Here is a 12857-nt window from a genome sequence, read left to right on the forward strand (position 1 = left end):
CTCTAGTCCTCGTTCTGCTCTTCGTTTTGGCCGTTCTCCTGGTCATTGCCTTCGTCTTGGTCTTCGGCACCATCCTCTTCTTCCACTCCTGGTGTTTGCGGGAGTTGTGTGTCGTCGCAACTGGTCAGGAACAGGGCCCCGGTCAGGAGAAGGACGGAGCCCAGGATGGCTTTGGTTCGGGTTTTCATGGTGCTTCCTTATGTAAATGTCCGTTGGCGGGTGCGAAAATCGCCAGGAGCGAACCTATCTCTTGATGCGCTGTAGCGGGGTGGCGGAAGTGCTGGCGGGGTTGGATCACATACCGGGTGCGGCGTCCTTCACGGAGACGTTCCAGGCACCCTGCCTCCTCTAGGTCCGCAAGAATGTGCAGGGTTGCTCTGGGTGTGATGCCAACAGTCGCTGCTATGTCCTCCACGCGGGCGCGGGGGTTCTCGTTTACAGTCAGGAGGACGTGGCTGTGATTGGTCAGGAACGTCCAGGGTGGACGTTGGGTTGGGGCGGTGTCCGGGGTCGCTTTTTCGTTGGCCGGTATTTCTGGGGCCGGATTCGTTGAATTCGTGCGCGACATTGGAGCGGTCCTTTCCTTGGATGTAGCTAGATTTTCTTCCGACCAGTGTGCTGTGCGTCGCGCTTGGTCATCCGTTATACGCAGGATTTCCACACCCCGTACTAACGGCCCAGGCAGCTCAATGGGAGTGACGACGGCGGCCGCGCCTGCCTTGCGCACCGCACGGGCCAGGGCTGTGGCTCGGGCCGGACGGGAACGCCTGAATGAGAACGTGCCGTGCCATACGACGCGCGCGGGAACGGAGAATCCCGCCGCTTCCAGTACAGGCCGAACCTTGCCAGCGAGGGCTTCGGCTTCGCGCAGCGCTCGTCCATACATCCTCGCCACTATCGCCGGATCGGTGGTGAACGCCGGCCGTTGTATTGGCACCAGAAGTAGTATGGGCCTTTCCTGTTCTGAAGCGGCCCAAACCGCGCTGTGCGCCACAGTTGTGGCAACGGATTCGTCGGTGATAATGACGACGACGGGGCGCCGCGGGAAGGCATAAGCTGCGCTCATCGTGCACCACCGTCCCTACCTGCGGACTCTCGATCGTCCTCGTCCCCGTCAGCGTTTACGGTCTCGGTCCGCTGGCTGGTGCGGACTTGGCCACGGTGACGCCGCCACACCGGCTCCAGCTCGGCGTTCTCTTCGTCAGTGGCGACCAGGAAAGGAGGGTCGGTCGGCTGAGGGAGGGCTTTGCGGCCCTGGCCGCGGGTGGCGCGCAGACTGGCAACGATGGAGACCGTGATGATAGTGGCGACCACAGCGAGGGAGATGGTTGTGGGGATGTAGAACAGATCAATTTTGAGGAGCATCTTGATGCCGACCCAGATCAGTACCAGGGCCAACCCGATCTTCAAGTAGATGAAGCGGTGGATCAAATCTGCCAGTAGGAAGTACATGGCACGCAGGCCCAGGATCGCGAAGGCGTTGGCGGTGAAGACGAGGAAAACTTCGTCGGTGACCGCGAAAATTGCGGGGATGGAGTCGACAGCGAACACCACGTCGGTGACCTCGACCAGCACCAGCACCGCTAACAGCGGGGTAGCTAACAGGACGCCCTTGCGGCGGACCAGCAGTTTTTGTCCGTGGTACGCCTCGGTCATGGGAATCCATCGGCGAAATAAGCGCAGCACAGCGGATTTCTCCGGGTCAAGGTGCTCGTTGCGCTGCCGAATCATCCGGTACCCGGTGTAGAGCAGGAAGGCAGCGAAAACATAGAGAATCCAGGAGAAGTTCTGAATCAGTACGGCGCCCGCGGCGATGAAAATTGCGCGGAAGACCAGTGCGCCCAACACGCCCAGGAACAAGACCCGGTGCTGGAACTCGCGCGGGACCGCGAAGTAGCTGAAGATGATTGCCCAAACAAAGACGTTATCCACCGAGAGGGACTTCTCAATGAGGTAACCGGCGAAGTACTGCTGCCCGAACTCGGCCCCCCAGTTCATCCAGACCAGCACGCCAAAAGCGACACCGAAGGCCACCCACACACCGGACCAGATGGCGGCTTCGCGCACGCCGATAACGTGGGCGCGACGGTGAGCAAAAAGGTCGACAGCCAACATCACAACTATGAAGCCCAGTACCACAGCCCAAATCCAGAATGGGACATCCATGAAAAACCGTCCGATCGAATCGATCGGAGGTCTTTCCCGCCCCGAAAGGGCCTGTCCGCCGGGCTGCTGATGAGCCGTAGTGACGACGGGACAATTAGGGGATACTCCCCTCCATATAAGATTAGTGAAGCACACTTCACCTACCAAGGGAAGAGCGGCACGCCATACCAGCGTCGAGGGGAGCTGCGCCACCAATAAAACAGGATTAGCGCCGTCTCCGGCGCAGAAGTCAGGTCACCTGCACAACGATCAATCTAGGCGCAATAATTGGACGGAATTTCCGTGCCAGCCCCTAATGGGCTGTGTTCTCTTCTGGTGTCAGAGCTGATCGCGTTCGGGCGGTTCCTCCACCTCGCCGACTGCCCCCTATGGAAGGCGCAGGCGTGTAACGGTAATGCTCTCCACGCGGTGGTCCGATACCCGGGTCACCTCGAAGAGGTGGCCCTGTGTCTCAACGCTGTCTCCATAGTCGGGGATCCGCCCCAGCCGGTCGATGATGAAACCTGCGACTGTCTCGTAGGGGCCGTCATCGGGGAGTTCAATCCCGATGAGTTTCGGGACGTCCTCGATGATCAGTCGGGCGTCAATCTCCCGTGACTCCCCTTCAACCAGGGCCGCGGCTTTTACTTCGTCCAACTGTTGGTCCGTATCGTATTCGTCATAGATTTCGCCAACGAGTTCTTCCACGAGGTCCTCAAGGGTAACGATCCCATCAGTGCCCCCGTACTCGTCCACGACCAACGCCATGTGCTGTCCCTGCTGACGCATCAGGCTCAGCGATGGGAGGAGCTTATTCGTTCCCGGTAGAGGGAAGATTGGGCGGGTCAGGTCTGCGACGGTTCTCTCTTGGCCCTCGTTGGCCTCGAAGAAGTCCCGGAGGTGAATGAATCCGATAACGTCGTCCTGCGTTGCCCTATATACGGGGTATCGGGTGTAGGGGTGATTTGCGATGACGGCTTTGGCGTCCTCGACAGACAGGTCAGCGCGGAGAAAAACGACATCTAGCCTCGGCCGCATAACCTCACGGATCAACCGATCGCCGGCGCTGAAAACATCCGAAAGGATCCTTCGATGCTCCCGATTAAGGTTTGGGGTTTCCGTGAGCATCTGCTGCAATTCTTCAGCGCTCACTTCCTCCGTGCGGGCGTGAGGGTCACCACCGAGGATCCTTACCACCGCGTTGGTAGAAACGGACAGCAACCAGATGACTGGCCGCATGAGTCGCGCGAATATGTTCAGCGGTGGCGCCAGAGCACGGGTGAACCCCACGGCACGTTGCATAGCGAGTCGTTTCGGCACCAGCTCACCCAAGACAAGGGACAGATACGCGATGATCAGGGTCATCCCGATCAGAGCGACGGTGTCTGCTGCCTGAGGCGACAGGCCGCGACCTTCCAGGATCGGTGCGACATCGGGAGCGAGTGTAGAGGCACCGTATGCGGAGGAGAAGAACCCAGCCAGGGTCACCCCGATCTGCACCGCGGACAGGAACAGGTTTGGGTTACGGACTAACGCCGCAGTCTTCGATCCGTGCTTACCGCCGGTCTCGATCCTGCGGACCTGGCTTTCCCGCAGTGTCACGATAGCCATCTCAGTGCCTGCGAATACACCACCGATCAGGACGAACAACAGAACCAGCAAAGCATTGAGTACAGTATCGCCGTCCATACCCCGAGTCTAGAAGAACCGCGTTACATTTGTAGGACCCCGATAAACGGGGTTTGGTCGCCAGGTTCGGTATGACTGTCCTGCCCTGTCACTCATGATCCGGGGGTGTTGTCGCCGAACCTGGAGACACGCGTTGACCGCTGATAGGGACATGGCCCGGTGAGTTAGACACTGTGGTCTCTTCGTAACGTGGGTGTGGCATCGAGTGTCGTGACTGGCGGCCAACCGCACGGTGCAAAAGGAGCGCCACCATGAACAACGAAATCGCTGTCTTCTGCGGACTCGACGTCGGCAAGAGCGCTCATCACGCAACGGCTCTGGACCGGGAGGGTGGCCGGATCTTTGCCGCCCTGGCCGAATTCGAACGCGAACTGATCTCCGAACGCACCATCGCCGGCCTAGCTTCCGCACGCGCCCGTGGTAGAAAAGGCGGGCGGCCCTACAAGATGACCCCCGCCAAGGTCCGTCTCGCGAAAGCCTCCATGGGCCAGCCCGACACCAAGGTCGGTGACCTCTGCAAAGAGCTTGGCATCACCCGCCAGACTCTGTATCGGCATGTATCACCCACCGGAGAACTCCGTTCCGACGGCATCAAGCTGCTGGCGAGAACCTGATTTTCCAGCGCAAAACAAAAGACTGCAATGCCCGCATTATTTGCACGTCATGAAGCAATCGCTCCAGTTTTCCGGTGTCGATGAAGGGCTTGCTCGTTGAGGCACATGGGGAACAGTCCCCCTGCGGCGTTGAGGTGGCCTATGAATTGACGATGCCGGTGAGGGTGCTGATCGCGACGCCAGCTGCGACGGCGAAGACGAGACTTGCGAAGGCGATGCGGACGTGTTTGTTGTTGAGTTTGTGCGCCACGCGTGCGGCGGTGAGTGAGCCGGCGATCGCGGGTATGGCGAAGGCCAAGGTGGTGCTCCAGTCGATGGTGAATCCTGTGGCGTGGGCGCTGAAGCCGGCTGCGGAGTTGATAGCTATGATGACCAGCGAGGTTCCGACTGCCTGGGCCATGGATAAACCTAGAATGATCGTCAGCGCGGGGACGATGAGAAAGCCTCCGCCGACGCCGAGCAGTCCTGTCAGGAACCCGATCCCCAAGCCCACTGCCAAGGATTTAGGCAGGCAGCTGCGCATGAAAGAGTCCCCGCCAATGCCGCAGCCGCCGGCTGTTTCTTTGGTGCGGGAGAGCATGCGGATGCCGGCCGCGATCATGATGACGGCGAAGGCCAGCAGCAGCATGTCGTCGTTCAGGAGCCGGCCGGTGGCGGTGCCTGCCCAGGCGGCGGGGATTCCGGCCGCTCCGACCAGCAGTGCAATGCGCCAGTTTATTCCAGTGCGGATGCGGGGGATGAGGGCCGCGATGGATGAGAGCCCGACGACGAGGAGGGAGGTGGGGATAGCTTCGTGGGTGCTCATTCCCATCCCGTAGACAAGGGCGGGGACGGCGATGATGGAACCGCCGGCACCGACCAAGCCCAGGACCGCTCCGACGAGCAGTCCCAGGGCCAGGGCGGCGGCGATCACGATACCAGGGACTTCCCGCTGCCGGCGCCGGGAACCGGCAGCTGCAGGATGGCCGCTTCGCGGGTCGGTTCTGCGGCGGTCCGGTTCCAGGGCATGGCAGCGAGTGCTTTACCCATGGCGCAGGTGTTGGTCGCGGCGGAGAAGGTCAGTCCGGTGCCGATGGCTCCGGCCAGCAGGCGGAACTTCGGTGAGAGGAATTTCCCTCCGGTCAGGCCGGTCACGACCAGTGTTCCTGCCACCAGACGGACCTGACGTTCCAGGTCCCAGCGCTGGGCGCCGCGGACGACGTCGCCTCCGGCAGCGGCGAATGCCGGTACGCCACCGGTCAGTACGTGCGCTGTTTCGATGCCCGCCCTGCGAAGTAGCGTCCGCGCCTGTTCGGCGCGGACGCCGGACTGACAGACCAACACGACGCGTTGGCCGAGCCGTTCGGTGAGTTCATCGGCGTGCTCGGACAGCAGTGGCAGCGGCACGTTGTAGGCGCTGCGGATATGCATGGATTCGAATTCGGCTCCGCTGCGCACGTCCAGGATGATCAGGTCATTGTGCGCGTCGATCCACGAGGTCAGTGTTTCGGGGTCAACGGCGGTGACGTCCGGCCCGGTGGTGGTTGAAGGGTTCATGTGTTCGCTTTCGTGTTGACACGTAATCGGTGTTGCGGGGATGTCAGGGCTTGTGTACGGGCCGGCCTTCGGCCGTCCAGGCGGTCATGCCTCCGGCCATCGTGTCCGCCCGGAAACCGGCGACCAGCAGGTCTGCTGCCGCGCGGGCACTTCTGCCGCCGCTGGCACAGACGGTGATGACCGGCCGGCCGGCGTCGAGCTCGCCGGTGCGGTCCCCGAGCTGTCCCAGCGGAATGTGCACGGCGCCGGGGATCATTCCTGCGGCGGTTTCGACGTCTTCACGCACGTCCACGATGATCGCAGAGTTGCGGCGTTCGTCGGTCTCTTTGGTGGTGATTTCAGACATGGCGGATTTCCTTTCCCCGATGGTTTGTTTGAGTCCTTACGCGTTGGCCGGAACGTTTACTTCAGCCCAGGCGCTGTAGCCGCCGGACAGGTCACTGACGTTGGTGTGGCCGAGGGCGCGCAGAGTGCTGGCGCCGACGCTGGAGCGCCAGCCGCCAGCGCAGTGGACGAGAACCGGCCGATCCGCGGGTACTTCTTCATGGCGGCGGGCGAGTTCGGCCAGCGGGATGCGCAGCGACCCGGGCACGGCCCCGTCTTCAACTTCACCGGGATTGCGCACATCGAGAACAGTAGTGCTGTTGTCGGTGCGTGCCTGATCGAAAGTTCCGACGTCGACACGCGAGCCCTGCTGGACGATACCCCCGAGTTCGGCGAAAGCGCGGGCAGGAGTCTGCAGGTAGCCGGTGACCCGGTCGAACCCGATCCGGCCCAGGCGCATGGCAGCCTCTTCCTCGCGTCCCGAGTCCGCGATGATCACGATCTCATCCTCGGCGCCGATGACCATCCCGGCGGTTTCGGCGAAACGGCCGTCAAGACCGACGTTCAGGGACCCGGCGAGGTGGCCTTCGGCGAAGTCCTCCGGTGAGCGGGTATCGAGGATACGGGCGCCGCGGGCAGCGGCATCCTGCAGTTCCCGCACTGGCAGGGCATGAAGGTCCCCGGACGTGCCGGCCAAGGCGCGATCCTTGCGATTCAACACCGCATCGACCGCGAAGTACTCAGGGATGGCCGGCTGCCCGGTGCGGACCATGGTCACGAATTCGTCTTCGCTCATCGGCTGGACGGAGAGATTCATCATCCGCTGCACGCCGATCGTGGATTCGAGTTCATCCGAGAGGTTCTTGCCACAGGCTGATCCGGAGCCGTGGGCCGGCAGGACGCGGACGTCGTCGGGCAGGTTCATCAGCACGTCGTGGATAGAAGCATAGAGAGCACGCGCCAGCTCATCCGGATCGGCACCGACGGCGGCAGCCAGGTCGGGCCGCCCGACGTCGCCAATGAACAGCGCATCTCCGGTCAACACAGCCTCAGGTGTGGCGTCGCCGGCGTGTTCGCGTACGAGGATGCTAATGGACTCCCAGGTGTGTCCGGGAGTCTCCAGGATTTCCAGCTCTACCTCCCCAAGCGAGAGTTTTTCGCCGTCGCTGAAGGTGCGGATCTGGTATTCGGTTTCGGCCCGGCGGCCGTATCCGATCCACGCTCCGGTGGCGGCGGCGAGCTCGAGGTGACCGGCGACGAAATCGGCGTGGAAGTGGGTATTGATCACCCCGGTAACGCTCAGGTTATTCGCCGCCGCGTCGGCGAGGTATTCGGCGATGTCGCGGCGCGGGTCAACGACAACCGCCTGGCCGGTCGTTTCATCACCGATCAAGTAGGAGCCATGGGACAGGCAACCGAGGTAGTACTGCTTCAAGAACATTTCATCCTCCAAAGGATTGTCGTGGCGGGGATGAAACCAAGTCTCCCACATACCCCCTAGGGTATGCAATAAGCCCCTAGGGGTATACAATTAGTGGGTAAGTGCGAAAGACTAATGGAGGAAATAATGCAACTCGACACCACGGAGCTTGGCCCGGTCGTGAACCGGCTCAAGCGGGCGCAGGGCCAACTCGGCGCCGTGACACGGATGCTGGAAAACGGCAGTGACTGCAAGGACGTGGTGACCCAACTTGCAGCGGTCTCCCGGGCGCTGGACAAGGCCGGATTCGCCATCATCGCCAGCGGGCTTCAGCAATGCATGGATCAGGAGGACCCCAGTATCGACAAGAAGGACCTGGAGAAACTCTTCCTCTCACTCGCCTGAGCTCAAGTCCGGTCGCGCCGGTCAGTCATCGCCAACCGGCACTGCAGAACCAATGATCAAGGAGCAGCACATGAGCTACACCCACACCGTTACCGTCGACCTGCCCTACACCGCCGCAGTGGAGCGGACCAAAGCGGCCTTGTCCGAGCAGGGCTTTGGCATCCTCTCGGAAATAGATGTCCGCGCCACGTTTGAGAACAAGCTCGGCGCCGACGCCGGCGAGGAGCTCGGTGACTATGTCATCCTCGGCGCCTGCAACCCCGCCCTGGCGCAGCGCGGTCTCGCCGCCGAACCGGATCTCGGGGCGCTGCTACCGTGCAATGTCGTCGTACGCCGCGGCGCAACATCTAGCACCACGGTGGTCCAGGCCATCGACCCACAAACCATGGTCGAGCTCAGCGGAAGCGACGCCGTCCGGGACGTAGCCAACGACGCCGACACCCGGCTGCGCGCCGCACTGGCTCAACTGCCGGCCGCAAACTGAGCTTCGAAATCCGCGCGACCCACCACGGCTGAACAGGTACGCACGTACTGAAGGAGTAATCCCATGGACGTCATCACGATCGAGACCCCGCAGCTGGGAGACCGCAGTTACCTGGTGCACGACGGAACCAGTGCACTGGTGATCGACCCGCAGCGCGATACGGACCGGCTCGAAGCCGCCGTGCGCGATGCCGGAGTAGGCATCACCCACGTCGCCGAAACCCACATCCACAACGACTACCTCACCGGCGGTCTAATACTGGCCCAGACACACGGGGCGCAGTATCTGGTCAACGCCGCCGACCCGGTTGACTACGAATGAACGCCCATCGAAGATGGTGAGGTCGTTTACGTGGGGAATTTGACGGTGAAGGCGCTGGCCACCCCCGGGCATACCCACACGCACTTGTCCTACATCGTCAGCGACGGCGGCGAGCAGGCGGTGTTCTCCGGCGGAAGCCTGCTTTATGGTTCGGTTGGCCGCACAGACCTGGTCCGCCCGGAGGACACCGAGACGTTGACCCGCGACCAGTATGCCTCGGCCCGGCGGCTTGTGGAAGAAGCCGCACAGCAGGCACCGCTGTATCCGACTCACGGCTTCGGCTCTTTCTGCTCCAGCGGACCGGCCTCGGGGGTGGACTCGTCAACAATCGCTGAGCAGGCCCGGAACAACCACGCGCTGACAGACCCGGATGAGGACCACTTCGTATCCGAGCTGATCGCCAACCTCACCGCCTACCCGGCGTACTACGCACACATGAGTCCGTTGAACCTCGAAGGCCCAGGCCCGGCGGATCTGACGGTGGCCGAATCAGTAGAAGCGGGCGAACTCAGAAGGCGTCTGACCGATGGTGAATGGGTCATCGACCTGCGTAACCGGGTGGCCTTCTCCAGTAACCACCTGGACGGGTCGGTCAGTTTCGAATACGGCGACGGGTCTAGTTTCACCGGCTATCTGGGCTGGGTGCTGCCCTGGAACGACAAGCTGACGCTAGTTGGCTCCCACGAGGACGTCGAGAATGCGATCCGGGACCTGTCGCGCATCGGCATTGACGGCCCCGACGCCTCTACCGGCGACGGACCGGAGCAATGGGCGCAGAAGGCCCCCACCGCCAATTACCCGCGCGTCGGTTGGGACGAGGTTCCCCCTGGCAGCACCGGCGAGGACATCATTTTTGACGTGAGGCGCACCGACGAGTTCGACAAATCCCACATTAAGGGAGCGGTGAACATTCCCGTCCATGACCTGCTGTCCCGGATGAGCGACGTTCCGCCAGGGCTGCTCTGGGTCCACTGCGCCTCAGGATACCGCTCCGGGATCGCCGCGAGCCTGCTGCAGCGCGCCGGCAAAGACGTGGTCCACATCGACGCCATGTTCAACGACGCCGAAAACGCCGGCCTGCCCATGACCGGCTGACCAGCGCACCAGGATCCACTGGCACCACCGGTCGCCCGCACCTCCGCATCCCGCACTCCAGGAGAGGCCCCGTATAAAAACCCGTACCTTACAGTCCCGCCCGTCATCGCCTTCTTCGCCCTGGCCTGGCCTGGCTGATCATCGCCGTAGCACGCATGGCCAATCCCTCCGCTGCTCTCACCCCGGAATCGGGAGAAGAGCAGCGGTAAGGCCTGCCGGCAGCACGCTGTTGGGGGGCAAAGATCAACACTGACATGACACAGACGACAAGAGATGAGGAGCACGATCATGATGAACGGCGGCGGCATGGGCAGCATGGGCTTGATGTGGATCTTCGGGTTGCTGGTGCTCGTGGGGGTGATCGTGCTGATAGTCGTGCTGGTGAAGGCTCTCTCCGGCAGATCCCCGAACACGGCCGGCCACGACAACAACCGTGGTCCGGGCACGAGTCCTGGCCGCGCGCGGCAGATCCTCGAAGAACGCTACGCCCGCGGGGAGCTGAGTACCGAAGAGTACCGGGAGCGGTTGCGGATTCTGGAGGAGGACAGCCGGTGAGCCCACTGACACGCCGTCAGCTGCTGGCACTGGGTGCGGCAGGGGCCGGCGCCACAGCGGTCGGTGGGGCAGGTCTGTGGTGGACCGCCAGCAGCAGTCGCGAATACACCGCAGGCGGGGACCTGATCGAATCCAGGGTCCTGTCCAGCCGCGACGGTGTGCTGGAACTGGACTTGGAGGCCGCCCCGACCCGGGTCCAGGTCGGAGGGCGTGAAGCCTCCGTGCAGACTTTCAACGGGTCCCTGCCGGGCCCTACGCTGCGCGTGGCGCCTGGGGACACGATCCGGGTGGCGATGACCAACCGGCTGGAGGCCCCGACGAACCTACACGTGCACGGGCTGCACGTCTCTCCTGAGGGTAACGGCGACAACCCGTTCCTGAGCATCGCCCCGGGAGAGTCCTTCGACTACGAGTTCATCCTGCCCGAAGACCACCCGCCGGGCACGTACTGGTACCACCCCCACCGCCATGGGTACGTCGCCGACCAAGTCGCCGCCGGTCTTTACGGGGCGATCATCGTCGAGGATCTCGAGCCTGTACCGGCCGCCCGAGAGCGGGTCATGGTGGTCTCCGACCTGTCCCTGGATGCTTCCGGCAACCTGGCCGAGGTGAACCAGATGCAGCAGATGATGGGCAGGGAAGGTCAGGTCGTGCTCGTCAACGGCCAAGTCCGCCCGCGACTGACCGCCGCACCCGGGGAACGCGAACGCTGGCGGATCGTCAACGCCTGCCCCTCCCGCTATCTACGGTTGCAGCTGGAGGGCCAACGGGTCCAGTTGCTCAGCCGGGACCTCGGGCGACTGCCGGTTCCCGAGGAGATCACCGAAGTGCTCCTCGCTCCCGGCAATCGCGTCGAGTTGCTCGTCGAAACCACCGAAGGCTCCGCAATGCTTTTGACAGCACCGGTGAACCGCGGCGGCATGGACGGCATGATGGGTGGGGCCATGATGGGTGATAACAGCGCCGGCGGAGACGAGGCAATTGAACTGCTCACCTTCGAGGTGTCAGGTGACCGGGCGCAGACACCAAACCCCGTGCCCGCCGGCCCCACGCTGCGGGACCTGCGCCAGGAACCGGTCGCCGCCCGCCACACCCTGGACTTCGCCATGGGAATGGGCGGTGGCGGCGCCATGATGGACGGCGCAGGCAGCGCGGAGAACACCATGATGGCCTTCACCATCAACGGCCGGGAATTCGACGCTACGCGGACTGACACCGCAGTGGCGGCCGGGACCGTCCAGGAATGGACCCTGACCAACTCCAGTCCCATGGACCATCCCGTGCACCTGCACGTGTGGCCCATGCAGGTCATCGAAGACGGTGGCCGCGACGTCCCCGAACCGAGGTGGCAGGACGTCGTCAACGTCCCGGCCCGCAGGCAGGTGAAAGTCCTCATCGCGTTCGGAGACTTCCCGGGACGCACTGTCTACCACTGCCACATCCTCGACCACGAGGACCAAGGCATGATGGGCACCGTCGAAGCCCGCTGAGGCTAGGGCTACCGGAGGGCGATGCCACTGCCCGGCTCTCAGTTCCCGGCTGCTGTGCCCGGCGGAAATCGGACCTCAAACAACGATTCCGTCCCATGGGGGAACGCGTCAGGAGGATCGCACCAGCTGCGCTGCTTTGTCAGCCAGTACCAGCGCTGGGCGCGCTGCATTCAGCAGCCGGGTTGTCAAAGAATCTGGCCGTGCCTACAAAGACGCCAATAACGGCGAAAGCAGCTGCGGCTCAGTGGCAGATGCTGTGCGCAATGCTGGTGCAGACGACTTTTGACACTCTGTGCAGTCGCCTTCTGAAACTGACAGGTGCAGGTCACAGTGGGGTGTGTTCGGTGGGAGTTCCTCTTATGGGACGCGGGATTCTATCGATCGAAGCAACACCTATTTCAAGGTGATTCGATATGTATCTGAAGTCTTCCTCTCCAGCTGGTCTCCGGTTTTTGGCCTCGATCAAGCAAGGAAGCAGTCTTAGATCATCCGTCCGCGCAGCCGGCATCCACCAAGAAGTTGGATACCGCTGGTTGCGTGAAAGCTATCTTCAGTTGCGCCGTCAGGGTTTGAGTACAGCAGAAGCGAGGGCGGCACTTGGGTTCACCACGTCCAGGCTCCCATCGTGGGAGGCGACAGTCAGCGAGGCCACGGACCGCCACCATCTGCAGGTCAACGTCGCGGACGAGGCCACTTTCTGGGCCGCGTTTGAAAATGGCGGCAGCCTTGAACTCTCGGCCTCGGCCAGCGGGGTGAGCCGTTCGACCGCGTATCGGTGA

At 62.7% G+C, this 12857-nt stretch carries 13 protein-coding genes and 2 pseudogenes; 7 read left to right on the forward strand and 8 right to left on the reverse strand.

Annotated features, from left to right (window positions below; translation table 11 throughout):
• Positions 1 to 2 precede the first annotated feature (2 nt).
• The 4 genes from JOE65_RS14290 to JOE65_RS14305 all read right to left on the reverse strand — a co-directional run bounded on the left by JOE65_RS14290 (position 3) and on the right by JOE65_RS14305 (position 3834).
• Positions 3 to 188, reverse strand: coding sequence for a hypothetical protein (locus JOE65_RS14290; protein WP_205163819.1), 186 nt, complete (start codon positions 186 to 188; stop codon positions 3 to 5).
• On the reverse strand, positions 185 to 1066 hold the full coding sequence (locus JOE65_RS15570) for a helix-turn-helix transcriptional regulator (RefSeq protein ID WP_338021657.1): 882 nt from the start codon (positions 1064 to 1066) through the stop codon (positions 185 to 187). The genes JOE65_RS14290 and JOE65_RS15570 overlap by 4 nt, the downstream gene beginning before the upstream one ends.
• Positions 1063 to 2166 (reverse strand): TerC family protein, encoded by a 1104-nt coding sequence (locus JOE65_RS14300; RefSeq protein ID WP_205163820.1) that lies wholly within the window; start codon positions 2164 to 2166, stop codon positions 1063 to 1065. Before JOE65_RS14300 ends, JOE65_RS15570 begins: the two co-directional genes overlap by 4 nt.
• Positions 2167 to 2532: 366 nt before the next feature.
• The gene (locus JOE65_RS14305; protein WP_205163821.1) at positions 2533 to 3834 is read right to left on the reverse strand and encodes a hemolysin family protein; all 1302 of its coding nucleotides are present in this window, start codon (positions 3832 to 3834) and stop codon (positions 2533 to 2535) included.
• A 338-nt stretch (positions 3835 to 4172) separates the two neighbouring features.
• Between JOE65_RS14305 and JOE65_RS14310 the strand changes: the two are divergent.
• Positions 4173 to 4448 (forward strand): annotated as a pseudogene (locus JOE65_RS14310) (recombinase family protein); the annotation flags it as partial.
• Between the two features lie 139 nt (positions 4449 to 4587).
• On the opposite strand, the gene JOE65_RS14315 reads toward JOE65_RS14310, so the two are convergent.
• From JOE65_RS14315 to JOE65_RS14330, 4 genes are read right to left on the reverse strand one after another with little or no spacing between them, the layout of a single operon-like run.
• Positions 4588 to 5361, reverse strand: a complete 774-nt coding sequence (locus JOE65_RS14315; RefSeq protein ID WP_338021658.1) for a sulfite exporter TauE/SafE family protein — start codon at positions 5359 to 5361, stop codon at positions 4588 to 4590.
• Positions 5358 to 5984, reverse strand: coding sequence for a rhodanese-like domain-containing protein (locus JOE65_RS14320; protein WP_205163822.1), 627 nt, complete (start codon positions 5982 to 5984; stop codon positions 5358 to 5360). The genes JOE65_RS14315 and JOE65_RS14320 overlap by 4 nt, the downstream gene beginning before the upstream one ends.
• A 43-nt stretch (positions 5985 to 6027) precedes the next feature.
• Positions 6028 to 6330 (reverse strand): rhodanese-like domain-containing protein, encoded by a 303-nt coding sequence (locus tag JOE65_RS14325; RefSeq protein WP_205163823.1) that lies wholly within the window; start codon positions 6328 to 6330, stop codon positions 6028 to 6030.
• Between the two features lie 36 nt (positions 6331 to 6366).
• Positions 6367 to 7800: an MBL fold metallo-hydrolase gene (locus JOE65_RS14330; RefSeq protein ID WP_239536739.1), complete on the reverse strand. Its 1434-nt coding sequence runs from the start codon at positions 7798 to 7800 to the stop codon at positions 6367 to 6369.
• Positions 7801 to 7875: 75 nt separating this feature from the next.
• Between JOE65_RS14330 and JOE65_RS14335 the strand changes: the two genes are divergently transcribed.
• The 6 genes and pseudogenes from JOE65_RS14335 to JOE65_RS14360 all read left to right on the forward strand — a co-directional run bounded on the left by JOE65_RS14335 (position 7876) and on the right by JOE65_RS14360 (position 12857).
• Positions 7876 to 8133: a metal-sensitive transcriptional regulator gene (locus JOE65_RS14335; protein ID WP_205163824.1), complete on the forward strand. Its 258-nt coding sequence runs from the start codon at positions 7876 to 7878 to the stop codon at positions 8131 to 8133.
• A 70-nt stretch (positions 8134 to 8203) separates the two neighbouring features.
• The gene (locus JOE65_RS14340) at positions 8204 to 8617 is read left to right on the forward strand and encodes a DUF302 domain-containing protein (protein ID WP_205163825.1); all 414 of its coding nucleotides are present in this window, start codon (positions 8204 to 8206) and stop codon (positions 8615 to 8617) included.
• 63 nt (positions 8618 to 8680) lie between these two features.
• Positions 8681 to 10033, forward strand: a pseudogene (locus JOE65_RS14345) (MBL fold metallo-hydrolase).
• A 273-nt stretch (positions 10034 to 10306) separates the two neighbouring features.
• Positions 10307 to 10588, forward strand: coding sequence for an SHOCT domain-containing protein (locus JOE65_RS14350; protein WP_239536740.1), 282 nt, complete (start codon positions 10307 to 10309; stop codon positions 10586 to 10588).
• On the forward strand, positions 10585 to 12078 hold the full coding sequence (locus JOE65_RS14355) for a multicopper oxidase domain-containing protein (RefSeq protein WP_205163826.1): 1494 nt from the start codon (positions 10585 to 10587) through the stop codon (positions 12076 to 12078). The genes JOE65_RS14350 and JOE65_RS14355 overlap by 4 nt, the downstream gene beginning before the upstream one ends.
• 413 nt (positions 12079 to 12491) lie before the next feature.
• Positions 12492 to 12857: a hypothetical protein gene (locus JOE65_RS14360; RefSeq protein WP_205162978.1), complete on the forward strand. Its 366-nt coding sequence runs from the start codon at positions 12492 to 12494 to the stop codon at positions 12855 to 12857.

It is taken from the genome of Arthrobacter roseus (genome assembly GCF_016907875.1).
GTDB classification, from domain to species: domain Bacteria; phylum Actinomycetota; class Actinomycetes; order Actinomycetales; family Micrococcaceae; genus Arthrobacter_J; species Arthrobacter_J roseus.